The organism is Leifsonia araucanica (genome assembly GCF_051161895.1).
GTDB lineage: Bacteria > Actinomycetota > Actinomycetes > Actinomycetales > Microbacteriaceae > Leifsonia.
The window spans coordinates 1,780,600-1,804,224 of record NZ_JBMBTW010000002.1; the positions used below are offsets into that span (position 1 = coordinate 1,780,600).

At 68.4% G+C, this 23,625-nt stretch carries 21 protein-coding genes; 5 read left to right on the top strand and 16 right to left on the bottom strand.

Features of this window, described 5'->3' with window-relative positions; translation table 11 throughout:
- Positions 1–28: 28 nt before the first annotated feature.
- The 11 genes from ACN6M5_RS08555 to ACN6M5_RS08605 all read right to left on the bottom strand — a co-directional run bounded on the left by ACN6M5_RS08555 (position 29) and on the right by ACN6M5_RS08605 (position 14,264).
- Positions 29–1,828: an Ig-like domain-containing protein gene (locus ACN6M5_RS08555; protein WP_434949288.1), complete on the bottom strand. Its 1,800-nt coding sequence runs from the start codon at positions 1,826–1,828 to the stop codon at positions 29–31.
- Between the two features lie 293 nt (positions 1,829–2,121).
- On the bottom strand, positions 2,122–2,907 hold the full coding sequence (gene nagB, locus ACN6M5_RS08560) for a glucosamine-6-phosphate deaminase (protein WP_434949289.1): 786 nt from the start codon (positions 2,905–2,907) through the stop codon (positions 2,122–2,124).
- Positions 2,900–3,805 (bottom strand): ROK family protein, encoded by a 906-nt coding sequence (locus ACN6M5_RS08565; protein ID WP_434949290.1) that lies wholly within the window; start codon positions 3,803–3,805, stop codon positions 2,900–2,902. Before ACN6M5_RS08565 ends, nagB begins: the two co-directional genes overlap by 8 nt.
- Positions 3,802–5,253 (bottom strand): glycoside hydrolase family 3 protein, encoded by a 1,452-nt coding sequence (locus tag ACN6M5_RS08570; RefSeq protein WP_434949291.1) that lies wholly within the window; start codon positions 5,251–5,253, stop codon positions 3,802–3,804. The genes ACN6M5_RS08565 and ACN6M5_RS08570 overlap by 4 nt, the downstream gene beginning before the upstream one ends.
- 98 nt (positions 5,254–5,351) lie before the next feature.
- Positions 5,352–6,182, bottom strand: a complete 831-nt coding sequence (locus ACN6M5_RS08575; protein ID WP_256922046.1) for a carbohydrate ABC transporter permease — start codon at positions 6,180–6,182, stop codon at positions 5,352–5,354.
- Between the two features lie 77 nt (positions 6,183–6,259).
- Positions 6,260–7,216 carry a carbohydrate ABC transporter permease gene (locus tag ACN6M5_RS08580; RefSeq protein ID WP_434949292.1) on the bottom strand — a complete coding sequence of 319 codons (957 nt, stop codon included), beginning with the start codon at positions 7,214–7,216 and terminating at the stop codon, positions 6,260–6,262.
- A 117-nt stretch (positions 7,217–7,333) separates the two neighbouring features.
- Positions 7,334–8,686 (bottom strand): extracellular solute-binding protein, encoded by a 1,353-nt coding sequence (locus ACN6M5_RS08585; RefSeq protein WP_434949293.1) that lies wholly within the window; start codon positions 8,684–8,686, stop codon positions 7,334–7,336.
- 106 nt (positions 8,687–8,792) lie between these two features.
- Positions 8,793–10,004: an ROK family transcriptional regulator gene (locus ACN6M5_RS08590; RefSeq protein ID WP_434949294.1), complete on the bottom strand. Its 1,212-nt coding sequence runs from the start codon at positions 10,002–10,004 to the stop codon at positions 8,793–8,795.
- 258 nt (positions 10,005–10,262) lie between these two features.
- On the bottom strand, positions 10,263–12,404 hold the full coding sequence (locus ACN6M5_RS08595; protein ID WP_434949295.1) for a cell wall-binding repeat-containing protein: 2,142 nt from the start codon (positions 12,402–12,404) through the stop codon (positions 10,263–10,265).
- Positions 12,405–12,477: 73 nt separating this feature from the next.
- A complete protein-coding gene (locus ACN6M5_RS08600; RefSeq protein WP_085370188.1) occupies positions 12,478–12,939 on the bottom strand; it encodes a hypothetical protein in 462 nt (153 codons plus the stop codon).
- Positions 12,940–13,049: 110 nt separating this feature from the next.
- Entirely contained in the window at positions 13,050–14,264 is a 1,215-nt protein-coding gene (locus tag ACN6M5_RS08605; RefSeq protein ID WP_085370189.1) for an NADP-dependent isocitrate dehydrogenase, read from the bottom strand.
- Between the two features lie 146 nt (positions 14,265–14,410).
- Here ACN6M5_RS08605 and ACN6M5_RS08610 point away from each other — a divergent pair, with 146 nt between their 5' ends.
- The 3 genes from ACN6M5_RS08610 to ACN6M5_RS08620 all read left to right on the top strand — a co-directional run bounded on the left by ACN6M5_RS08610 (position 14,411) and on the right by ACN6M5_RS08620 (position 15,743).
- The gene (locus ACN6M5_RS08610) at positions 14,411–14,863 is read left to right on the top strand and encodes a GNAT family N-acetyltransferase (protein WP_085370190.1); all 453 of its coding nucleotides are present in this window, start codon (positions 14,411–14,413) and stop codon (positions 14,861–14,863) included.
- The gene (locus tag ACN6M5_RS08615) at positions 14,847–15,239 is read left to right on the top strand and encodes an MGMT family protein (protein WP_434949296.1); all 393 of its coding nucleotides are present in this window, start codon (positions 14,847–14,849) and stop codon (positions 15,237–15,239) included. Before ACN6M5_RS08610 ends, ACN6M5_RS08615 begins: the two co-directional genes overlap by 17 nt.
- 84 nt (positions 15,240–15,323) lie before the next feature.
- Positions 15,324–15,743 (top strand): hypothetical protein, encoded by a 420-nt coding sequence (locus ACN6M5_RS08620; protein WP_434949297.1) that lies wholly within the window; start codon positions 15,324–15,326, stop codon positions 15,741–15,743.
- A 25-nt stretch (positions 15,744–15,768) separates the two neighbouring features.
- On the opposite strand, the gene ACN6M5_RS08625 is transcribed toward ACN6M5_RS08620, so the two are convergent.
- Genes ACN6M5_RS08625 through ACN6M5_RS08635 form a run of 3 tightly spaced genes read right to left on the bottom strand, consistent with a single transcriptional unit; the run spans position 15,769 to position 18,608 of the window.
- Entirely contained in the window at positions 15,769–17,553 is a 1,785-nt protein-coding gene (locus ACN6M5_RS08625; protein WP_434949298.1) for a sensor histidine kinase, read from the bottom strand.
- Positions 17,554–17,572: 19 nt separating this feature from the next.
- The gene (locus ACN6M5_RS08630) at positions 17,573–18,256 is read right to left on the bottom strand and encodes a response regulator transcription factor (RefSeq protein WP_434949299.1); all 684 of its coding nucleotides are present in this window, start codon (positions 18,254–18,256) and stop codon (positions 17,573–17,575) included.
- Positions 18,257–18,260: 4 nt separating this feature from the next.
- Complete coding sequence (locus ACN6M5_RS08635; protein ID WP_168690922.1) at positions 18,261–18,608, bottom strand: response regulator transcription factor; 348 nt, start codon at positions 18,606–18,608, stop codon at positions 18,261–18,263.
- Positions 18,609–18,798: 190 nt separating this feature from the next.
- Between ACN6M5_RS08635 and ACN6M5_RS08640 the strand changes: the two genes are divergently transcribed.
- Positions 18,799–19,878, top strand: coding sequence for a type III PLP-dependent enzyme domain-containing protein (locus ACN6M5_RS08640; protein WP_434949300.1), 1,080 nt, complete (start codon positions 18,799–18,801; stop codon positions 19,876–19,878).
- Positions 19,879–19,975: 97 nt separating this feature from the next.
- On the opposite strand, the gene ACN6M5_RS08645 is transcribed toward ACN6M5_RS08640, so the two are convergent.
- Both ACN6M5_RS08645 and ACN6M5_RS08650 read right to left on the bottom strand, forming a co-directional pair.
- Entirely contained in the window at positions 19,976–20,452 is a 477-nt protein-coding gene (locus ACN6M5_RS08645) for a DUF3060 domain-containing protein (RefSeq protein ID WP_434949301.1), read from the bottom strand.
- Positions 20,453–20,520: 68 nt separating this feature from the next.
- Positions 20,521–21,993 carry a sugar transferase gene (locus tag ACN6M5_RS08650; protein ID WP_434949302.1) on the bottom strand — a complete coding sequence of 491 codons (1,473 nt, stop codon included), beginning with the start codon at positions 21,991–21,993 and terminating at the stop codon, positions 20,521–20,523.
- Between the two features lie 157 nt (positions 21,994–22,150).
- On the opposite strand from ACN6M5_RS08650, the gene ACN6M5_RS08655 reads away from it, so the two are divergent.
- On the top strand, positions 22,151–23,581 hold the full coding sequence (locus ACN6M5_RS08655) for an SdrD B-like domain-containing protein (RefSeq protein WP_434949303.1): 1,431 nt from the start codon (positions 22,151–22,153) through the stop codon (positions 23,579–23,581).
- Positions 23,582–23,625: the final 44 nt, after the last annotated feature.

Sequence of the window (23,625 nt, forward strand, 5' to 3'; positions counted from 1 at the left end):
GGCCGGGCTACTCGCCGTAGGGATCGGACTACTTGACGAAGTACTCCATCGCGACGGAGCCGAGCTTCGCGCCGTCGAGCAGCTGCACCGCGGTGCCGACATACCGGCCGTTGGCGAGGTCGAAGTCGGCCGTAGCAGTCCAGCTGCCGTTGCCGGCGACGACGGCAGTCGCGACGATCCTGCCCGAGCTTCCGGCGATCTGGACGGTGGCGCCGGGCTGGCCGGTCCCCGTGTACACGGGCCTGGGGCCGGTCACATCGCCGCCGACAGACGGGCTGGTCACGGTGAGACCGAGCGCGATCGTGTACTCGAGCGTGGCGACGGTGCGCTCACCGTTGTCGATCTGCGTGGCGTACGAGACGTAGCGTCCAGCGCCCAGCGGGACATCCGAGGCGGCGGACCAGTTGCCCGCAGCGTCGATGGTGGTGGCCGCGAGGACCCTGCCGCTGTTGCCGCGGACCTCGACGGTCGCGCCCGGGGTGCCGACACCGGTGAAGACCGGGTTCGGCGTGCCGAGGAAGTCGCCGACGGCTGGCGACGTCACGCTGAACGGCTGAGCGACGACGGCGTTCACCGAGTACGAGATGGTGGCGTGCGTGGTCGCGCCGCCCGGGATCTCGTGCGACACGGTACCGATGTATCCGCCGTTGCCGAGCTCGAAGTCGGCGGTGACCGACCAGTTGCCGGATGCGTCGACCTTGGTCGAGGCGATCACGCGGCCGCTGCTTCCCTTCACCAGGATGTTCGCACCGGGCTCTCCCGTTCCGGCGTACACCGGCTTGCTGGTCGACACCTTCTCGTCGATCCCGGGGGACGTGACAACGACATCCGCAGCGACGGGAGCAGCAGCGACGGCCACCGTGAAGAGCGTGGATGCCTTGGTCGTCTCCGTGGCGCCGGAGACCGTCTGCGTGGCGGTGGCCGCGATGGGACCGTTCGCGAGCCCCAGCTGCGATTCGACGCTCCACGTGCCGTCCTCGCCGACGGTCGTTGCAGCGAGCTGCACGCCGTTGCCGTCGGTGACGACGATGGATGCGCCTGCCTCACCGGAACCGGTGAAGACGGGCTTCGCCGTCTCGACCGTCGAACCGGCGGCCGGACCGGTCAGGGTGACCGGCGCGATCGGAAGGGGAGCGTTCACCGTGATGTAGTGGTTGACCGACGAGGACGGCGTGGTCGCCGTGAGGCTGGTGTAGAAGTCGACCCGCAGGGCGACTGCGCCGTTGGGGACGTCGGACTGCGCCGGCGTGGACCACGCGCCGTTCTTGTCGATCACGCTTCCGCCGATAGCCTCTTCACCGCGGAAGATGACCACGTAGCCTCCGGGGAGGCCGGTTCCGGAGAACACCGGACGGTTCGTCGTGACCGTCTCACCGAAGCCGGGAGCTGTGATGGCCAGCGGGTACTTGGCCGGGTCTCCGATCGCGAAGTTGGTCGTCGCGCCCTTGTTGTAGACGGTGACATCGACCATGTACGCGCCGTATGCCAGCGGCTTGGCCGGCTTCGGGCACGACCAGTTGCCGGATGCATCCGACTTGAAGGTGCAATACGTGTACTTCGTACCGTTCTGCGGGGTCAGGTAGAGGGTGCCGGTGTAGTTCACCTTCGACGTCCCGGAGAACACCGGGTACTGGTCCCAGATGGTCGACGATGCGGCTGGCGACGTGACGACCGGGATGATGTCGTGGTCCGCCACCGCAGAAGCGGGGGCCGCGAACGCGAGTCCCGCCGCAGTGACGAGAAGTGCCGACGCTGCGGCGACACCGGTGCGGGCGGCGCGCAACGCGAGCCCCTTCTGAGCACCAGCGAGCTGTGTGTTTTTACGCATGGGAATGCGGATTTCCTTTCAGCGCTCACACGCGTCCTAGGGAGGCGGCGTGAGCAGTCGGGTGGGGGATCGTTCCCCGGGGTGGGCCAAGCGATTCCGGACCGGGTCCGGTCATCACTGTCGGAGAGCTCAGGGAAGAGCCCGGGTCGACATATCGATTCTTACACGCTTCTATCTGGCGTGCAACATTTCAACTCTTGATTATCAATGTTTTTACAGAAAAGGCCCGGCCCCGTCCGCGCCGAGTTCGGCGATGGACGGGACCGGGCCTCCGGTACCGGGAAAGAGTGCGGCTAGAGCTTCTGCCAGGCCGGCTTGTTCGCGTACGCGTACCGGTAGTAGTCGATGTTCTTCAGGCGGGATGCCGCAGCTTCGTCGACCAGGACGGTCACGTGCGGGTGCAGCTGGATCGCCGATCCCGGATTGCTGGCGGAGACGGGACCCTCGACGGCACCGGCGACGGCGTCCGCCTTGCCTTCGCCGAAGGCGAGCAGCAGCAGGTGACGCGCGCGCAGGATGGTCGACAGACCCTGCGTGATGCAGTGCATCGGCACGTCCGCCTCGGAGTCGAAGAAGCGGGCGTTGTCCTTGCGCGTCTGCTCGGTGAGCGTCTTCACGCGGGTGATGGACGCGAACGACGAGCCGGGCTCGTTGAATCCGATGTGGCCGTCCGTGCCGATGCCGAGGATCTGCACATCCACCCCTCCGGACTCGGCGATCGCCTTCTCGTAGTCGGCGCCGGCGTGCTCGATCGTGTCGATGTTCCCGTTGGGGACGTGGATGAGCGACGGCGTGAGACCGAGCGGCTCCACGACCTCCCTGCTGATCACTGCGCGGTAGCTCTCCGGGTGGCCGTCCGGGAGCCCGACGTACTCGTCGAGGGCGTACCCGCGGACGTGCGACACGTCGACTCCTGCCGTCTGCACCTTCGCCGCGAGCGCGCGGTAGAGCGCGAGGGGCGTCGATCCTGTCGCCAGGCCGAGCACGGCATCCGGCTTGGAGGAGATCAGGTCGAGGATGCTCTGCGCAGCGAGCTCCCCCGCTGCTGCCTGATCGGGGACGACGACGATTTCAGCCACTGAGTTTCTCTCCTACGAGGGCAGCACCGAGTGCCGCGACGGGTGAATCTTCCGGGACGAGGCGCACGCGGTCCTGCAGCGAGAGCGACGCCAGGAACGGCGAGCTCGTCGACCAGGATTCGAGCACTTCGTGGACGTCGCACAGCAGTCGGTCCCCGAGATGACTGAGGCCGCCGCCGATCACGACGGAGTCGACGTCGACGGTCAGCACGAGAACACGGACAGCTGATGCGATGCCCTCTGCAAGCCTAGCCTTGATCGCCCGCGCGTTCCGGTCGCCGTCCGCCGCGGCGGCGAACAGTGCACGAACGGGCAGTGGGTCGTCGGTCTTCCACTGCCGGGCGACGCCGGATCCGCTCGCGACCGTCTCCAGGCAGCCACGCTGGCCGCAGGCGCAGAGCACGCCGTTCGGGTCGACGGGGATGTGCCCGATCTCGCCGGCGATGCCTCCCCTCCCCCGCCACAGCCGTCCGTCGAGCACGATTCCCGCCGCCATCCCCGTGCCGAGGTTGAGGTAGGCCATCGTGCCGTCGAGGCCGAGCAGATGGTACGCGCCGAGGGCCGCGGCCTTCACATCGTTCTCGATGCGGACGCCGACGCCGAGCCTGCCGGCGAGCTCCCCGCCGAGCTCGAGTCCCTCCAGCCCCAGGTTCACCGCGTGCGCGACGTGACCGGATGCGTTGTCGACCAGCCCGGGGATGCCGATGCCGATCGAATCGAACCCGGTCGCAGGCAGGCCGGTCAGCTCCCCGATCCTGGACACAGCGGCCACAGCGGTCTCGACGACCGCCGTCGACCCGAAGCCGGTGGCCAGCCTGACCCGCTGCGCGAGCGATCCTGAGGCGTCGACGGCGACCGCATCGGTCTTGGTGCCACCGATGTCGATGCCGAGTCTCACGAGCCGGAGCCGAGCAGGTCGAGGAGCGCCCGGCCGACGAGCCTGGATGCGCCGAACGTCGCGATGTCCGCGTACGCCCTGTCGTCGCTCGGCCAGCCCATGTCGACCACGAGCACGCTGTCCCGCTCGGCGCGCAGCCGGTCGATGGCCTCCCTGGCGAACGCGTGCCGGTGATTGTCCTTGCCGATCACCAGCACGGGCGACTGTGCTGCGAGCACCAGCTCGGGATGGTCGCCCTCGGTGAACACGACGGTCGGGTTCGCCGCGAACGCTGCGGCGAACGCGGAGTCCGGGTCGGCCGCCACCTCGGCGAACGGACCCCACGGTGACACGCCGACGGCGATGTTCGCCACCGTGTCGATGCGGACGACGGAGCACGGGCCCCGGTGGGCGCGCATCCACTCGGCTGCGTGCTCGGAGATGTCGAAGGTGCTGATCGCGACGACGACGTCCGTCGGGTCGAGCCGCCCTGCCGGGGCGTCGGCCGGGATGGGCACGGCCGCCTGCTCGGCGCGGAGCTCTGCTGTCAGCGCGAGCACCCGCGCGGCGGCCTCGTCCACCCTGGCCTCCGGCAGCCGGCCGGATTCGACGGCCGCGACGATCGCGTCCTCGATCTCGGCGAGCTGGTCGTCCGTGTTCTCCGTGCCGATGCAGAGCAGGTCGCAGCCGGCAGCGAGCGCCAGGACGGCGGCCTCCGGGATGCCGCGATCCCCGCTCGCGCCCTTCATGTCGAGCGCGTCGCTGACGACGACCCCCTGGAACCCGAGTTCCCGGCGAAGCAGGCCCTCGATGATCGTCGGGCTGAACGTCGCCGGCCGCTCCGCATCCAGCTGCGGGAGCAGGATGTGCGAGGTCATGATCGTGCGCGCCCCCGCCTCGATGACGGCGCGGAACGGCAGCAGCTCCCGCTCGCGCAGCTGATCGACGTCGAGGTCGACCTCGGGGAGCACCAGGTGCGAGTCCTGGGCCGTGTCCCCGTGGCCGGGGAAGTGCTTGGCGCAGACCGCGACGCCCGCCGACTGCAGCCCGCGCGTCCACGCTGCGCTCTGCTCGGCCACCAGCTCGGGCGACGAGCCGAAGCTGCGCACGCCGATCACCGGGTTGTCCGGGTTGGAGTTGATGTCCACATCCGGGGCGAAGTCGAGGTTGCAACCTGCCCTGCGCAGCTCCCAGCCCACCCGGCGAGCGACCTGCTCGGTGTACCCGGGGTTGCCGAGCCTGCCGAGAACCGCGTTGCCCGGATATGGCGAGCCCGTCTCGTAGTAGAGGCGGGTGACGTCGCCGCCCTCCTCGTCGATCGCGACCACCGCATCCGGGTTGGCGGCGTAGATCGCGTCGGTGAGCGCGCGGAGCTGCTCGACGGATGCGACGTTCTGGCCGAACACGCACACCCCGCCGAGACCGGCGCGCAGCCGAGCTGCGAGCCAGTCCGGCAGTGTGGTGCCCACGAAACCGGGAACAAGGGTCGCAGCGATCCGCCGGCGCAGGCCGGCGCTCGCTTCTCCCGGTTCTGTGGTGTCCTGCTTCTCGGCGATGCCCGGCCGGCTCACCCCTTCACCGCCCCGCTGACCAGACCGCTGGTCATGCGGCCCTGCACGAAGAGGAAGAAGATGATCACGGGAACCGCGACGAGGGTCGACGCCGCCATCACCTGTCCCCAGTCCGTCGCGCGGGACGCCGACTGCTGGATGAAGCCGCGCAGCCACAGCGGGAGCGTCTGGCTGGAGTTCTCCTGCAGGATCACGAGCGCGACCGTGAACTCGTTCCATGCCTGGAGGAACGCGTACACCCCGGATGCGACGAGCCCGGGCGCGAGCAGCGGGAAGGTGATGCGCATGAAGGCCTGGGTGCGGCTGAGGCCGTCGACCATCGCCGCCTCTTCGAGGTCGGCGGGGATGCCGGCGACGAAGCCGCGGAGCATCCAGATGGTGAACGGCACGACGGCGGCGATGTAGATGATGCTCACGCCGACGACCGTGTTCAGGAGGTTGAGGCTGCCCATCAGCTTGTACTGGGCGATGAACAGGCCTTCGGCCGGCAGCATCTGGATGAGCAGGACGGCCAGCACGAACGACTTGCGTCCGCGGAACTTGAACCGGCTGATCGCGAGGGCTGCGAGGAACGCGAACACGATGCAGAACACGACGGTCACGACGGCGATGATGAGGCTCATCCCGAGTGCGGGGAAGAACGTGCCTCCGTTGATGACCTCGGCGAAGTTGTCGAACGAGCCGCCGAACGGCAGCCAGGTCGGCTTGGTGTTCTGCAGGACGACGTTGGGCAGGAGGGACGAGTTGACCATCCAGTAGACGGGGAAGACCCAGATCAGCGAGACGACGACGCCGACGATCCCGAGGACCACCCGCGACGGCTTGATCTTCTGGCGGAGCTTGCGCGGCGGCTGGGCCGGGGCGTCTGCGCCGGCGATGGATGTTGTCGGCGGAAGCGTGCTGGTCACGATTCGTCCTCCTTGAGCAGGTTGCGCACGTAGAACCAGCTGATCGCGATGGTCAGGATGAGCACGAAGACGCTGACGGCGCTGGCCATCGCGAAGTCGCTCGATCCGACGCCGAGCTGGTAGATGTACGTGCCGAGCAGGTTGGTCTCACTGGCGATCGATCCCTTGTCCTGCAGCAGGCGGATCTGGGTGAAGACGCGCAAGTCCCAGATGATCTGCAGCAGCAGCACGATGCCGAGGACGGGGCGGATCATCGGAAGGATGATGAAGCGGAGGCGCTGGAAGCCTTTCGCGCCGTCCATCTGCGCCGCCTCGAGCACCTCGCCGGAGACCTGGGTGAGGCCGGCGAAGACGGAGAACGCCACGAACGGGACGCTCATCCAGACCACGATGATCATGGCGACGAAGAAGAAGGAGAGCGGGTTCTGCAGCCAGTTGTGGTTCTGGAAGTCGAGGCCCCACGAGGTGAGCGTGTAGTTCACGATGCCGCGGCGCCAGTCGAACAGCCAGTTCCAGACCGTCATCGCTGCGACGACCGGCATGGCCCACGCCAGCAGCATCGAGATCTGGATGATGATGCGCACGGCCTTGTTGACGGCGTTCATCAGCAGCGCCATTCCGACGCCGATCACCACGGTCACGGCGGCCGTGACCAGGCAGAACGCGATCGAGCGCGCGACGACGACCCACATGTACGGGTCGGAGAACAGCGTGATGTAGTTCTCGAACCACACGAACGGCGCGGGCTGGCCGAACTGCTGGGCGAGTCCGAAGCTCTGCATCGACGTGATGAGCTGCCACACGATCGGGTAGCCGAGCGCGAGGATGAGGATCGCGACCGAGGGGATGAGCAGCGCGTACGGGGTGAACTGGAACCTGCGCTTGCGGGGCGCAGGAGCGTCGGGGCGCCGTGCCTGGGCCGTGGCCCGCGCAGCATCCTGGGTGGTCGTCACGTCTGTCCTCCTTCCTGGGAGAGGGTCTGGTGCTGGGGAAAAGTATGGGGCAGGCCCAGGGGCGCGGAAGGTGTTTCCCGCGCCCCCGGCCTGCTTGGTGTTTCTGGTGGTGCTGTACTACTTACCGGTCTTGACGTTCATCAGAGCGTCGAGCTTGGTGTTGTACTCCTGCGCGAGGCTCTTGAGATCGGTCGAGTCCTTGATCTTGCTGAAGAACTCTTCCATCACGTTGCCCGCCTCGACGGACGCCCATCCGGGAGCCGCCGGGGTCAGCTTCGAGTTCGACGCGGACTCGATGAGAGCCTTCGCGAACTGGTCGTCGCCGAGCGAGGAGGTGTAGTTGCTGTTCGCCGGTCCCAGGCCGTTCTTGCCGAGCATCTCCTGGTAGTCCTTGGAGAAGATGATCTTCATGAGCGTCTTGGAGAGGCCGGGGTTCTTGGTCTTGGCCGAGATCCCGATGTTGGAGCCACCGGCGAACACCGGAGCCGGCTTGCCGTCGTTGCCCGGCAGCACGAACGTTCCGAACGTGTTGTCGTTCCAGGTGCGGACGACCTTGCCATCCTTGGTGGATGCGTCGCCGATCGACCAGTGCGCCCATCCGGGAGCCATGATCGTCGCGGCGGCCAGCGAGGTGTCAGCCGTCTTGTTCCCGTCGGCGTCCACGGTCTGGTCGCTGTCGTTCAGGTAGATGTACTGGTTCGAGTCCTTGGCGTCGTTCGGAGCCTTGGAGGCGTTCTTGTACAGGTCCTGCAGCTGCTGGAGACCCTTGAGCGAGCCCTCGGAGTCCAGCGTGGCGACCCACTTGCCGTCCTTCTTCTTCGCGATGTCCCCGCCGTTGGCGAAGATCCACGAGATGCCGTTGCGCCAGTCCTGGCCTCCGAGGTAGAACCCGGAGAAGTCCGCGATCCCCTTCGGGTTCTTGGCCGTGATGGTGGCGACGTCGGTGTTGAACTGGTCGAGCGTGGTGGGCACGGAGACCCCGGCGGCCGACCAGACGTCCTTGCGGTAGAACGCGTACCGCGAACCGAAGTAGTACGGGAGGGTGTACTTCTTGCCGTCGACCTCACCGGCTGCGACGAAGGACTGCAGCAGGTCGTCGCCGCCGAGGTCCTTGTACATGTCGGAGATGTCGAGGAACGCACCCACGTTGGTGAAGGTCGGCGACTGGGTGTTGCCGATCTCGGTCACATCCGGGGTGTTGTTCGCGTCGGGAAGCGACGTCGTCAGCTTGGTGACGATGTCTCCCCAGTCCTGCTGCTGGATGTTGAGGGTCGCGCCGGTCTCCTTCTTGAATTCGTCCTTGAGGTAGGTACGAAGAGCATCCGGAGTATCGGCGCCGACGAGCCACAGGGTGACCGTCTTGCCCTTGCCGTCTGTGCTCGGGGCGGTTCCTCCGCCGGAGGCGCATCCCGCGAGCACGAGAGCGGAAGCTGTAGCCACAGCGGCGAGGCCGACGAGCTTTCTCTTCATTGCACTGTCCTTTCGTAGTGAATGGGGCTTTCTTGGGTGGTCAGTGTGTGCGATTGCCACACCGTGGTGCTGGGGTCGTGGTGGTTCGTGTTCGGGCGGTGCTGTGTTACGAGACCCCGAGTTGTCCGGAGAGGACGAGTACGGCCGCGCCGCGCAGGACGATGTCCTGCCCGAGCGTGGTCATCCGGAGCGTGAGCGTGGCGTGGTTCTCGGCCATGGTCCTGTTCCGGAGCGTGTGGATGGTCGCCTCGGCGAGAGGGCCATCGAGCAGGGTGGTCGGGCCGCTGAGGACGATCTCCGACAGGTTGAGGGCGCCGACGACGGGCGCGAGGGCGATGCCGAGCCGCTGCCCGGCTTCGCGCAGGATGGGCGTGGCATCCGACCCGGACGCCTCCGCCTCGCGGATGCGCTCCTGCAGGCGGGGCACGCTGAGCCAGTGCTCGAGCACCTGGTCGCGGTTGTACGTGGTCTCGAGCCCGAGGTCGGTGCCGACCATGACCTGGCCGATCTCGCCGGCGGCGAAGCGGCTGCCGTAGACGAGGGCGCCCGCGACGATGAGACCGGCTCCGATGCCGTGCCCGACGGTGATGAGCATGAGGTCGCCCGCCGCGTCCCCGTAGCCGTGCTCGGCGAGGACGGCGACGTTGGCGTCGTTGGCGACCACCACGGGAAGTCCGGTGCGCTCGTGCAGTCGCTGCTGCACCCGCTCGTCGACCCAGCCGAGGTTCGGCGCGGTCAGCACGGTGCCGCTCAGGTCGACGACACCCGGCGATCCGACGCCGACGCCCAGGATGGGGGCGGTCGCGGCGCCGATGAGCGCGTCGACCAGCTCGGCCACCTTCGCGAACGCGGCCTCACCGGTGGCGCCGTCGAGCGGAACATCCGCCCGGTGCAGGATGCCGCCGTCGATGTCGAGCACGGCACCCCGGAACATGGCGTGGTCGCTGAGGTCGACGCCGACGATCTGGTAGGCGGTCCTGTTGATGTCGAGCAGCACGGCGGGCTTGCCCGGACGGGCGGACTCGCGCTGGCCGAGCTCGACGACGAGTCCCTCCGCCAGCAGCTCGGCGACCAGGTCGGAGACAGTGACGCGGGTCAGCCCGGTCTCCCGTGCGATGTCGGCGCGGCTGCGCTCCCCCGCCCGGTACAGCGTCTGCAGCACGAGCGAACGGTTGTGGCTGCGGGCGTGCTCCGGAAGCACTTTCGCGCTGGGACGGAGAGCCCTGCCCGGCGCGAACCCGCGAAGCGCCGGGGTCTGCTGCGCCTGCGCATCCACGGCCAGGGCCGCGGTGCCTCGCTGCACATCCGTCGCGTTCATGTTTGTTAGTAAAGCTTACGAACAAAAGACGCGCAAGTCTTCAGACCGATTTGGTGCGGTGTTTACCGAGTCGTAACAAACGCGCTAGCGGCGGCCTCGCAGTCGTGCGAGATTGAGCGCGAGCCCGGCGACGAAGCCGACCACAGCAGTGACGACCGCGACGAACGTCAACGTGGCACCTGTCTCCATCAGGGCGAAAGACGATGGTGTCGCGATGTTGCGATACCGCTACGCGCCCACCGCGCCGCCGCCCGCCGATCACTCGTCGTAGCAGATGCCCAGGGTGTCGAGCCGACCGTCGACGACGGCGGGGCCTCCGACGATGGTGATGCTGTTCACCCCGGCGGCGAAGCCTCGCGCGAGGGCGTGAGGCACGCAGCCGGACGTGAACGCATACACGGGAGCGTGTTGCGCGGCGGCGAGCACGGCTCCGCTCATCGCATCGGGGAAATCCAGCCCGGATGCGATGAACGCCGACGTGGCGTGCGGGAACGCCGACGTGGCCAGAGCGACGGACGTCGCGAAGCGGTCGGCGCCGGCGACCCGCGTGGCCGGGGCGAGCTTTCCGAGGGCGGCGAGGACCGTATCCGGAACAGCACTCCGTCCGCCGACCACCACGATCCGCGCCGGATGAAGGCGGGTGATCGCCGCAGCAGTGGATGCGGAGACACCGGGCGACGCCGGATCGACGAGCAGCAGCGGGTCGCCGCCCGAGCCTGCCGCCGCCCCGGCCCCGAGCGCGTCGGGGAAGGCCGCGCCCGAGGCGATGTACACGGTGTTCGCAGTGTGGAACACCGCTCCCACCAGTGTGTTCGCCGTCTCGTACCTGGTGGCTCCCGACCGGCGTTGCACCTTCGCTGCCGGCAGAAGCGCGCGCACCGACCGCTCGACGGCGGAGCCGATCGACGATGTCCCTCCCGCGATGACGACGCGGGTGGGCGCCAGGGCTTTCAGCTCGGCAGCGGTGGCCGTCGGCAGACCACCCGGCGTCGTGAGGAGCAGTGCTGCGTGCTCGGCGGCCGCGGCCGGTCCCGCCGCGAGCGCATCGGGGAAGTTCGTCCCTGCCGCCAGGTAGACGACGGAGGTGTGGGAGGGGAAGGCTCGCTTCGCCACCGCGACCGCCGTCTCGTACCGGTCGTCCCCCGCCAGCCTGGTCACGGTGGCAGGAGAGAGCGAGTCGATCGTCGTCACCCCGGACGGGAGAGCGGCGATCTGCTCCCACGGGCCGTCGGCGCTGACACCCCACCAACGCACGTACCCGCGCGGGTCCGTGACGATGGCGCGCTCCGATGCGATCGAGCCATCCATACGGTACTGGCGCCCTCCACCTTTCCCCCAGAGGGTGCCGTCCTGCTCAAGGTCGATTCCGTCCCCGTCGGCGAATCGGGTGATGTGCCCGTCCTCGCTGACCGCGTAAACACCCAATTGCGCCGGGCTCGAATCGGGTTGGGCCACCAGGATCGTGTGCGTGCCAGGCAGCCAGAGCGAGGGGTACACACTATCGACCGGCTCCGCGAGAATCGGATGCCACGACGGCATACCGAGGCGGTGCAGCATCGTGTGACGCGCGTCAACCGGGGTCGCGTAGAAGCCCTGCCCGCCCGTTTGCACGAGGTGCGCGGCGTTCGTGGCGATCGTTGTCGCGGAGCCGTCCGCGTTGACGCGTTCGATCGTGTCGCCCGATGCCGTTGTGACGTTGAAGTATTCGACCCCGTCGGCCTGGAACGGGCGCGCGAACTCTGGCGCATCGACCGTGACCGTGTGCCCGTCAGGGAACATCCCGATCATGCCGTGGTACAGGAAGAACGCCCAGGCGCTCCCCGCAGGACCGTTCGCGGATGGGGTGTACTGATCGATCATCGGCGCATCGCCCGTGTGCTCGAATCGCGTCTGCGTCCCGTCTGGTGCTATCCGCACCGCCGCCCAGCCGACGGGGTGGAATTGGATCACCCACGCCGCACCATCGTCGGCCGCGACGATTCCTGAGTCGGCGCCCCCCTGAATCGGGAACGTCGCGAACGAACCGTCCGGTGTCACGCGTGCGACCACCGCCGGAACGCTCGACTCCAGCCACAGCGAATGGTCGACCCCTGTCGCCGTCGCAACCCGTCTCCATTCGATGCCGGCGGGGAGAGCGTGGGTCACCAGCGCCCCGTGCACGACGGTCTTCAACGCGGACCCGTCCACCCACCACGGCTGGCCACCTGGACCGCTGAGCAGAGGGGTGTCCGGGGGCATCGTCGTCCCAGGAACCGGGACGGGCATCGCCACGGCCGTCGTCGTTGCCTGATCGGCAGCCTGCGCGGCGGGAGCCGTCGACAGCGCCGCGAGCGGCACGCCGCCGACGATCACCGCCGCGACGATCCCGACCCGCATCCACCTGTGTCGCCGAGCTGCCATGATGCCCCCATCGCCCGCACCGTGCGGCCCCGTTCAATCTAGCGGCACGGAAGGGCGGCCGTGCACCAAGCGACTACGCGCACTCCTTCTGCACCGCGGTGAACTTCGCGGCCAGCTCCTGCGCCTTCGACGTGATCTGGTTCACGTCGATGCTCGCGGGGTCCTTCATCACGCCCTTCAAGTAGGTCGCGTATGCGTGCACGGCCGTGGAGGCGTCGCTCGTCAGCGCCTTGACCTTCTCGTTGGTGACCTTGGCGTCGAGGTCGGCGACCTTCTGGTCGACCTGGTCGAGGACGGCGAGGGACTTGGCCGGGTCGTCCGTCGAGACCTGGCTCTGCAGGGAGGCGACGTCGGTCAGGCCGCCCTTCACGATGGCGCAGGCGGCGTCGTGGGTCTGGTTCGAGGCCTGAGCGGCCTTCGTCTGGGTCGGCGACGGGCTGGCGCTCGGGGCTGGACCGGACGTGCATCCTGCCAGCGCGACGGCTGCGATGATGGCGGCCGACACGGCCAGAGACGATCGGATGGCTTTTCCCACGGTTTCCCCCTCGGATTCCGTTCCCCCGCGATGGCGGAACGCGACACCACGATACAGAAAGGCCCGGCGGATGCGTGCATCCACCGGGCCTTCCCACCCTGCGTCGAGCTCTAGCTCAGGCGAGCCTTGAGGTTCTCGCCGAGGGTCGCGAGGAACTCCTCGGTGGTCTGGTACGGCTGGTCCGGGCCGACGAGGAGCGCGAGGTCCTTCGTCATCTTGCCGGACTCGACCGTCTTGATGACCACGTCTTCGAGGGTGTGCGTGAAGTCGATGAGCTCCTGGTTGCCGTCGAGCTTGCCGCGGTGCGCGAGGCCGCGCGTCCAGGCGTAGATCGAGGCGATCGGGTTGGTCGACGTGGGCTTGCCCTGCTGGTGCTGGCGGTAGTGGCGGGTGACCGTACCGTGCGCAGCCTCCGCCTCGACGACCTTGCCGTCCGGGGTGGTGAGCACGGAGGTCATCAGGCCGAGCGAGCCGAAGCCCTGCGCGACGGTGTCGGACTGCACGTCGCCGTCGTAGTTCTTGCAGGCCCAGACGTATCCGCCCTCCCACTTGAGGCTGGATGCGACCATGTCGTCGATCAGACGGTGCTCGTAGGTGAGCCCGGCCGCCTCGAACTTCTCCTTGTACTCAGTGTCGAAGACCTCCTGGAAAAGGTCCTTGAAGCGACCGTCGTACGCCTTGAGGATGGTGTTCTTGGTCGACAGGTAGACCGGGTACTGGCGGTCGAGACCGTAGTTGAACGACGCGCGGGCGAAGTCGCGGATCGACGCATCCTGGTTGTACATGCCCATCGCGACACCGGCGCCCGGCGCCTGATAGATCTCGAAGGACTGAGCCTCTCCGCCGTCGGCCGGCTGGAAGCTCATCGTGAGCGTGCCGGGGCCGTCGAAGGTGAAGTCGGTGGCGCGGTACTGGTCGCCGAAGGCGTGACGGCCGATGACGATCGGCTTGTTCCAGCCGGGCACCAGGCGCGGGATGTTCGAGATGATGATCGGCTCACGGAACACGACACCACCGAGGATGTTGCGGATCGTGCCGTTCGGGCTGCGCCACATCTTCTTCAGGCCGAACTCCTCGACACGCGCCTCGTCGGGCGTGATCGTGGCGCACTTGACGCCGACACCGTGCTTCAGGATGGCGTTCGCCGCATCCACGGTGATCTGGTCGTCGGTCTCGTCGCGCTTCTCGATGCCGAGGTCGTAGTACTCGAGGTTCACGTCGAGGTACGGGTGGATGAGGGAGTCTTTGATCGCCTGCCAGATGATGCGAGTCATCTCGTCGCCGTCGAGTTCGACGACGGTGCCTTCAACCTTGATCTTGTCCAATGGATCTCCTGTGGTCTGTGCCGTTTTTCAGCCGTCGACAGCTTACCCGAGGCACGCAACTATCTTGACATCGAGACAAATTCCCTCAGCGGATCGGCAGGCTGCGCGACTATGCCAGCATCCCTCGCGCACGTTACCCTTTCGATATGGCTGAGTTGAGACTTGAAGAGTTGAGCGCGTCGAACGTTGTGGCGGCGAACGCTCTCACACTGAAGCCGGGCCAGGAGCAGTTCGTCGCTCCTGTGTCGTACTCGGCCGCGGCCGCCGTCACCAATCCGCAGACCTCCTGGCAGCGCGTCGTCACCGACGGCGACGAGGTCGTCGGGTTCATCATGGGCAACTTCGACCCGGAGGCCGAGCACGAAGAGTTCCGCTCGATCCTCTGGCGCATCAACGTGGATGCGGACGACCAGGGTCGCGGCATCGGCACGTTCGCGGTCCACTCGCTCGCCGACGAGGCGCGCAACCGCGGGCTCTCGCGGCTCTACGTCATCTGGGAGCCCGGCGAGCTCGGTCCTGAGCAGTTCTTCCTCCGCAGCGGCTTCCAGCCCATCGGCGAGACCCAGTACGGCGAGACGATCGGTGCCCTCGAGCTCTGAGCGGAGCGGCGCGACCGGCGACGGCCGCACGGACGGCGACGGCCGCACCGACGACGACGGCCGCACCGGCGACGACGCCCAGCCGTTCGTCGAGCGCGTCCTCTCCGTTGTCGAGTCGATCCCGTCCGGCAGGGTGATGACATACGGCGACGTCGCCGCCACTCTGGGATCGCGCGCCGCGCGCATGGTCGGCCAGATCATGGCCTACTACGGCAGCGACTACCCGTGGTGGCGCGTGGTGCGCGCGAGCGGTCACCCTCCCGCCAACCACGAGCACATCGCGCTGCAGTATTACCGCGCGGAGGGCACACCCCTCCTCGGCGGGGGCACGGCCGCGTACCGCGTGGACCTGCGCACCGCCCGATACACTCCATAGCAGGGTCATCCCAGCGACCGATGCACTGCTCAGCTTGATCGTGTTGACTGGTGAGGTCTGTCTACCGCACCTTCAGGAGTCTCCGTGCACCGTATCCGTCTCGTCGGTCTCGCCGCGTCTGCCGCCGTCCTCGCCGTGACCCTCTCCGGATGCTCCGTCGTCGCCGCGTTCGTCCCTCACGTCGACGCGGCGATCTACGACTCCGCCAAGGAGTTCAAGGCGGCATCCACCGCCGCGTTCGGGTCGCCGACGTTCGTCCCTGACGACGCCACGATCATCCGGGTCGACTACGACACCAAGGGCGCGGGCGCCATCCTCACCTACGCGTCGAAGACGCACTTCGTCGCCGGCACCTGCGAGAAGCCGGCGCCCATCCCGAAGCCGACGGTGAAGGACAGCTGGTGGCCGGTCGACGGCATCCCCGCCCAGGGCGTGAGCTGCCCGGGCGGCTGGACGGCGTTCCTCATCGGCGACCAGGTCTACGCGGCGACGCCGAAGAACTAGCGGCGACGCATCCCGCTGCCGCCCGCTACTCCGCGCTCTGCGCTGCGTGCGGTGCGGGGATGGTGAGCTCGATGATCGTCCCGAGCCCCGCGACGGACTGAACCTCCGCGTGCCCGTCGACGGCCTCGACGCGGTCGCGGATCCCGCCGAGCCCTCCGCCCGGTTCGACCCGGGCTCCGCCCTGGCCGTCGTCCTTCACGACCACCGTCACGGTCCCGTCCGTCCGGCTCACGCTCACCGAGCAGTTGCGCGCCTGCGAGTGCTTCGCCGCGTTCGCGAGCGCTTCCGACACCGAGAAGTAGATCGTCTCCTCGATCACGTCCGGCAGCCGGTGCGGCACGTCGACGTGCACCTCGACCGGGAGGTGACTGCGGTTGGCCAGCTCTTCGATCGCCGAGGCCAGGTCTCCGTCGGTGAGCACCGTCGGGTGGATGCCCCTCGCCAGTTCCCTCAGCTCGCGCAGGGCGTCCGCCAACTGGGTGGATGCGCGCGCCAGGTCGTCTGCGAGCTCCGCGCTCCCGGCCGTCTCGGCTTTCGCCGTCGCGATCCGCAGGCTGATGGCGAGCGAGACGAGCTGCTGCTGCGACCCGTCGTGCAGGTCGCGCTCCAGTCGGCGCCTGGCGAGGTAGCCCTCCTCGACGATGCGGAGACGCGACTCGCGCACCTCCTGCAGCGTGCGCTCGAGCTTCTGGCGCAACCGGTCGTTGTCGACAGAGAGCAGGAGGGCGGAGGACACCGCATCCAGCAGCCTGTCGTCCTGACTGAGGGCAACATCGTGCTCGATCAAGGCGATCGGGCCCTGGTCGGAGTCGATCGTGAGCGTGGAGCGGCCGGGCCGCTGCGGTCCCCCGCCGTCGGCGATGCGTTCGCCGTCGCTGGTCTCGAAGCCCTCCAGGTGGTCGTCCCACCAGTAGACGCGCAGCGAACTGTCGTGCAGCGTGCGGGCGAGGCTCGACTCCCACAGCGCCCTGTCGACCCTGTCGCGGGCGACGATCACCAGGTCGGCCACCCTCGATCGCAGTCCGCGCGCGTAGAGCACGCCGCCGACGTATGACGGCGGGATGAGCGCGATCGCCAGCGGAGGAACGAACTGCAGCCAGCCGCTGTCCCAGCCGAGGGTGAAGCTCACCGAGTCCTGCACGGTGCCGTAGCACCAGAGCAGCAGCGCGAGCGGCATCACGAACGCCACTCTGCGCGCGGGCAGCGTCGACTGGAACCAGCGCATCGCGAGCCTCACCGCGACGGTCAGCAACAGGGCGAGCCCGGCCAGCCGCCAGCCGACGCCGAACCAGAAGTCCGCTCCGTCGCTCGGGACGATCGCGTACGCGTTCGGGACGCACCCGCACTCGGCGGGTGTCGGCGACGAGAACAGCAGGATGCCCGCGAAGCGCACGAGGAAGGCGACGGACACGGCGATGACGATCCAGCGGTCGAAGCGCGAGACGATCCTGCCGGTCGGATACGACAGCACCAGGATCCCGACCAGCACCGCCCACAGGTCGGTCACGCCCTCCAGCAGCGGCCACAGCCAGCCGATGTCCCTGACGATCGGATACCAGGCGCCCGCCGCCCAGAACAGGGATGCGCCGACCATCAGCCACCCGGCGATGGGACTGCGCACCACCTTCCACGCGACGATCGCGCATCCGGCGTAGGCCAGCGCGACGAGCACGAACACGATCGCCCAGCCGATGCCCTGCGGGCGCGGCCCGTAGTCGCCGGTCATGGCGCTCACGATCTGCGCGACGACGTTCGCCGCGACCGCGAGCACGACGGCGAGCGAGCGGAGCCAGAGTCGCGCGGCCCTCATCCCGGCCCCTGTCCCCGCCTCAGACGTCCCGGCCGAGGAAGCGCAGCACGGCGAGCACGCGCCGGTGACCCTCCGCGGAGTCCTCGACGTCGAGCTTCGACATGATGTGGCCGATGTGGGACTCGACCGTGCGCAGGCTGAGGTGCAGGTCGGCCGCGATCCCGGCGTTCGACTTGCCTTCCGCCATCAGCCGGATCACGTCGCGCTCCCTGGTGGAGAGCGTGTCGAGCGACACCGTCGCCGACCGTGCGGAGACGAGCAGTTGCACGACCTCCGGGTCGACCACCGAGCCGCCCGCCGCGACGCTGCGCACGGCGTTGACCAGGGTGTTCGCGTCGGCGACGCGGTCCTTCAGCAGATATCCCGTGCCGCTTCCCGCGCTCATCGCGCGGATCGCGTATGAGGCCGTCGTGTACATCGACAGCAGCAGCACCCCCACCTCGGACCCGGATGCGCGCAGCTCTTCGAGAGCGCGCAGCCCCTCGTCCGTGTGGGTCGGCGGCATCTTGATGTCGAGCACGACGGCGTCGATGTCCCGGTCGCTGTCGACCACGGCCAGAAGCTCCTCCGCCGAGTCGACGGAGGCGACGACGTCCAGCCCGCCCGCGCGCAGAATCTGTCCGATCCCTTCGCGGAGAAGTACCGCGTCATCGGCGACAGCGACACGCAGCGAGCGCGGCTCACTGCTGATTCCCGCGACCACGCGCTTACCTTAGCAGGCTGCGAATCGCCTCGCCGCTCAGTTCTGCTTTGCTGATGAAGCCCTCTGCCCCGCTGTCGGCGACGCGGTGCCCGTAGTCGCGCACGGAGCGACTGGAGGTGAGCACGACGGCCGCCCCCGTGGCGTGCATGGCGGAGACGAGTTCGAACCCGCTGGTGTCCGGCAGGGCGATGTCCAGGAGCACCACGTCGGGGGTGAGTCTGCGGCTCAGCTCGACTCCGCGAGCTCCCGTGTCTGCGTCCCCGACGACCGAGAACTTCTCCAGTTTCAGCAGTTCTGCCGCCTGTGCACGGAAGCGCGCGTGGTCGTCGACGATCACAACGCGGAGGCACATGCCGACAATCATCGCCGAACGCGCTTTCGAAAGCATCCGTGCCTCCACGCAAACGAATGGGGTGGCCCCCCGGATGTGGGTCACACCCCCCAGGGCCAGCATGTGAGTAAGCCGACCAGAACCCGAGGGATGCCGCCCGGCCCGACGAACGGCATCCCACTGGCCGACACCCAGAGCGAGGAGAAAGGCCATGTTCACCGCAACCCGACCCGCACGGCCGAACGGCGCGCAACCCGAAGGCGCGCCGCCGGCTGCGGGGGTGGACCTGGACAGGAGCGCCGTGCCGGAGCCCGACTTCGACATCGACGAACTCGTGGCACGGCACAGCCTTCCGCTTGTCGTGATCGACGTGGCCCGCGCAGCACGGCAGTACCGTGCGCTGCGGGAGGCGTTCCCGAGCGTCGAGGTGCACTACGACGTGAGCGCTCTCGCGAATCCCGCCCTCATCGCCGCTGTCGCGGAGTCCGGCGGATCGTTCGTCGCCGCACACGACGGAGCCCTCGCCGCGCTGACCGCGTCGCAGTCCGACCTGCGCCGCGTGCTGCACGCGACAGCGGCGACGCACCCGCACGAGGTGCTCGCCGCGTACAACGCCGGCGTCCGCCGGTTCGTCGTCGACGGACCGGCGGACGTCGAGAAGTTCGCCTCTGCGCCGCACGACCTCGCCCTGGTGGTGCGGTTGCAGCCGCACACTCCCCCGCAGGCGGCGCACGTCGCACCGCGCGGGGTGACAGCTCGGGATGCGCATCGCGTCGTCCGCGACGCCGCCGCCCTGGGCGTACGGATCGCCGGGTTCTCGCTCAGCACCCGGCCGGGCGCGAGTTGCTCGGACTACGTCGCCGCCATCGCGCGGACCGCCGGGGTGATGGCGGACGTGCAGGCCGCGACCGGCGCGCGTTTCGACGTCCTCGACCTCGGCGACGGGTTTCCCGGCCGGGCCGCCAGGCGGCCGGGCGAGCGTGCCGAGCTGGCCAGGGCGATCCGCGCGATCGTCGCGCCGGGCACTTCCCGGGTCACCGTGACGGCGTCGGCCGGGCACGCAGTGACGGCCGGCTGCATCACGATCATCGGCGGGACGGTCGAACGCGACGTCGACCCGTTCACCGCGAGCGAGTGCATCGACGCCGGGGCGGAGGTCGCGGTGCTCGTCGACGGCGACCAGCCGCATCCACTGCTGCGTCTCCCCTTCTTCCGGGCGGTCGCCACGAGCGGACACCGCATCCTCCGTAGCGTCCAGCGCGGGAGAACCACCGGGTCCACGGCGGGCTGAACTTCAACCCCTCTGTTCGCCGGACACGGCGGCGGGGGAAGCGGCACCTGCCGCCTCCCCCGCCGGAACCTCGTCGCGTGCGATGCGTCGCGTGCGACTACTTGACGTTGACCTCGTTGGCCTTGCCCTGGTCGTCGACCTTCGGCTCGTTGCCGGTCTCGACGATGTTGCCGCTGGCGGTGAACACGACGGACTCGATCGACGTGGCCGTGACCTTGTTGATGGCGCCGTTGATCGTGAGCGTCTGAACGGCGCCGACGGTCACGAGGGTGTTGGACGCGTCGACGATCACGGTCGCGCAGTCGCCGGGGATGGTCACATCCAGGTTGTTCTCCGTGATCGTCGCTGTGCCGTCCGTGCACTCCGCATCCGACTTGGGGATCTCGGGCAGTGCCTCGGAGGCGGACGGCGTGGAGGTCGCCGACGGCTTCGGGGTGGCGGTGGATGCCGGCGAGCCTGCGTCTGCGCACCCGGCGAGGCCGGCAGCGGCGAGCGCGATCGAGGCGATCGCGAAGGAGCGGCGCAGGGCAGGGATGCTCGTCACGGGGACGTTCTTGACGGTGGGGGTCTTCATGGTGTTCCTATCTGGTGTCTCGGATGGTTCCGGTATCTCGGGTGGGGGTGCTGCGGGATGCGGCACCGTCAGTACGCACCGGTCGGGCGGATGACCGCCGACGCGGTGCGGACGAGGATGACGACGTCGCGGAGCAGGGTCCAGTTCTCGACGTAGTCGAGGTCGAGCCCGACCCCCTGCTCCCAGGAGAGGTCGGACCGTCCGCTCACCTGCCACAGGCCGGTGATGCCCGGCCGCACGAGCAGCCGACGATCTTCGTGACGCTCGTACTCGCTGGTCTCGTCCGGGAGGGCGGGGCGCGGGCCGACCAGGCTCATGTCTCCGACGAGGACGTTCCAGAGCTGCGGAAGCTCGTCGAGCGAGAAGCGGCGCAGGAATCGGCCGACGGGCGTGACGCGTGGATCGTCCCTGAGCTTGAAGAGCGGCCCTGCTCCCTCGTTCTGCGCGGCCAGCTCCGCCTTCATGGCTTCTGCCCGCACATCCATCGTGCGGAACTTGACGATGGAGAATCTCGCCCCGTTCTGGCCCACCCTGGTCTGCCGGAAGAAGACAGGGCCGCCGTCCTCGGCCTTGATCATGCTCGCGATCACCGCGAAGACGGGAAGAAGCACGACGAGACCCACACCGGCCGCGACGGCGTCGAACACCCGTTTGATCGTGCGGCGGGTGCCGAAGTACTCCGGCAGCTCGACGTGCATGAGAGGGAGCGTGCCGACGGGGCGGTGGCGCACCCGCAGCTGGTCGACGCCGATCAGGGGCGAAGACACGACGAGTTCGATGCCGACACGCTCGAGGTCCCACCCGAGAGAGCGCAACGCGGTCCTGCCTCCCGGCAGCTCGCCGGCGATGACCACCGCGTCGACTCTCAGGTTCGCTGCCGCCTCGGCCGCCCCGGCGATATCCGACACCCTGGCCGGCAACTCGTCGCCGTTGGCGCTCATCGCCGGCGACGTGTCCGTGGCCACGGCCGCGACGGCGAATCCCGCGCCCGGGGAGGAGCGCAGAGCGGCAGCGGTGAACGCGACATCGTCCACGCTGCCGACGAGCAGCACGCGCGCGAGGTACTCCCCCGCCCGGCGACGGCGGGCCAGCCAGCCGCGCCAGATCCTGCGATTGGCGCACAGCGCGAGCGCCCCGAGCGGAAGCGCGATCACCAGATACCCGCGCGCGATGTCGATCTGCAGCATGAACGCGACGATGGCGATCCCCCCGAACGCCGACACGCTCGACACCAGGACCCTGCGGTACTCGTCCTCGCCGACGCCCATGATGCGCGGATCGTACGAGTGGAAGGCGACGAGGGAACCGGACCAGACGACCACGAGCACGGCGGAGACCGCGACGTAGTCGAACGCGACCCCGCCGACGCTGAGCACGCTCGCGTCCGCCGTGAAACGGAAGAGCTGCGCGATGTGGACGGCGACGGCGACGATCAGCGTGTCCGTGAGCCACGGGCCTCTGCTCGGGGCCGTTGCCCTGGGTCGGGAAGGAGCATCTGCCTGGGTGGACGGGGACGTCCGCCGCTGTTCAAGCGCGGTCATGTGAGGGTACTTCCAGTCGGGATCGAAGCGTTCGGAGAAATCAATGGATAGGGTGCCCATCGATCATACGATTACTCACGTGTGAAATTCTACGGTTCACACCTCACATTCTGCTGCGAATTGCGCGAGCAATGTTTCACGTCTACTGTCGTCGGATGTGAAATATTTACACAGAACGCCTCTCGCCCTGATCGCTGCGGCGGCTGTCGCCGTCCCGACCCTCGGCTTCGCCCCCGCGGGCAGCCTCTCCCCCGCGATCTACACCGTCGCCGGAACCGTGTTCGCCGATGTCGACGGCGACGGCGCGCTCGACCTCGGTGAGCCTCTGCTCGCGAACGTCCCGGTCTCGCTGTACGCGAGTGCCGACGACGCGCTCGCCACCCGCAACCCGGTGGCCACCACCACGACGGGCGTGCTCGGCACTTACCGGGCCGGTTCGCTGGCGGCTGGCACCTACTACGTGTCCACCGGCGCGACCGGCGCATCGGTCCTCCCCGTCAGGGTGGGCGGGCTGTCCCTGATCCAGACGGCCGACATCGCCGCGACGCCGAAGGGCGCGCTCACCGCGACCGTCTTCGCGGACACCAACGGCAACGGTGTCAAGGATGCGTCGGAGACGAACCTGGACAACCAGACGATCATCCTCATCGACGTCGCGAAGACCGTCGAGCTGGTCGACAGCGGCGACCTCGGCGGCCTCGACGTCGGCACCGCCGTCGCCAGCGCGATCAGCGGAAACCTCGACATCGGGGATGCGATCCACTTCCGCACCACCGCCAATGGCGCCCCGATCGGCTACCAGGACCTCGACGCGGGCGCGTACGTCATGATGCGCTCGCCGTTCAACCTCACGCTCGGCGACGCCATCAAGAACACGGCACGCATCACGGCGCTGATCGACGTCATCGACTCCGGCGACCCTGCCGCGATCATCGACGACCCGTCGCTGCTCTCGTCATCCGACATCAGCACGACCCCCGACAACGAGTACATCAAGAAGCTGGCGTCTGCGCTGTCGAAGCTGGCCGGCACGATCGACTCCGCCGATGTCGCCGCGTACGTCGGCCAGGACCTCGCCGCAGGCGTCACCGCCGTCGGCGGCACCGTCCGCACGGCCGCCCGGCTGATCGACGCCGTTCCCGCCATGCACTTCGCCGTCGTCGACCGACGCGGCCACGGCTGGTCGCTGACCGGTCTCACCCTCGCCAGGACCGACGACTTCCTGTTCGGCATCCGCAAGCCGGTGAGCATCACCGGCACCGTCTTCAACGACAGCAACGCCAACGGCAAGAAGGACGCGCTCGACCTCGCGGAGGCGGTGACCCTCACCGTGTACACGGAGGACGGCATCGCGGTCGCGACGGTCAAGACCCCGTCCCTCCTCGGCACGTACACGATCGATCGGCTCCCATACGACACCGATCTGTACGTGGTCCTCTCCGGCACCACCAAGCGACCGACCAACGGATACGCGGGGCACACTCCGGAGGCCATCTCCGGGATGACCGTGGTCGGCTCGGCCAGGGTCAGCTGGGACAGCACCACCAGCTCCGTGCCGCTGACCTTCGGCGTCACCGCCAAGAAGTAGTCGCGCACGAACGCGACAGGGCGCCCGGGTCGATTCGACCCGGG

What these genes read in the sequence shown, in the direction of transcription:
- ACN6M5_RS08555 (WP_434949288.1), bottom strand. Translation starts at nt 1,828, where the DNA reads ATGCGTAAAAACACACAGCTCGCTGGTGCTCAGAAGGGGCTCGCGTTG.
- ACN6M5_RS08585 (WP_434949293.1), bottom strand. Translation starts at nt 8,686, where the DNA reads ATGAAGAGAAAGCTCGTCGGCCTCGCCGCTGTGGCTACAGCTTCCGCT.
- ACN6M5_RS08590 (WP_434949294.1), bottom strand. Translation starts at nt 10,004, where the DNA reads ATGAACGCGACGGATGTGCAGCGAGGCACCGCGGCCCTGGCCGTGGAT.
- ACN6M5_RS08595 (WP_434949295.1), bottom strand. Translation starts at nt 12,404, where the DNA reads ATGGCAGCTCGGCGACACAGGTGGATGCGGGTCGGGATCGTCGCGGCG.
- ACN6M5_RS08610 (WP_085370190.1), top strand. Translation starts at nt 14,411, where the DNA reads ATGGCTGAGTTGAGACTTGAAGAGTTGAGCGCGTCGAACGTTGTGGCG.
- ACN6M5_RS08625 (WP_434949298.1), bottom strand. Translation starts at nt 17,553, where the DNA reads ATGAGGGCCGCGCGACTCTGGCTCCGCTCGCTCGCCGTCGTGCTCGCG.
- ACN6M5_RS08635 (WP_168690922.1), bottom strand. Translation starts at nt 18,608, where the DNA reads ATGTGCCTCCGCGTTGTGATCGTCGACGACCACGCGCGCTTCCGTGCA.
- ACN6M5_RS08640 (WP_434949300.1), top strand. Translation starts at nt 18,799, where the DNA reads ATGTTCACCGCAACCCGACCCGCACGGCCGAACGGCGCGCAACCCGAA.
- ACN6M5_RS08645 (WP_434949301.1), bottom strand. Translation starts at nt 20,452, where the DNA reads ATGAAGACCCCCACCGTCAAGAACGTCCCCGTGACGAGCATCCCTGCC.
- ACN6M5_RS08650 (WP_434949302.1), bottom strand. Translation starts at nt 21,993, where the DNA reads ATGACCGCGCTTGAACAGCGGCGGACGTCCCCGTCCACCCAGGCAGAT.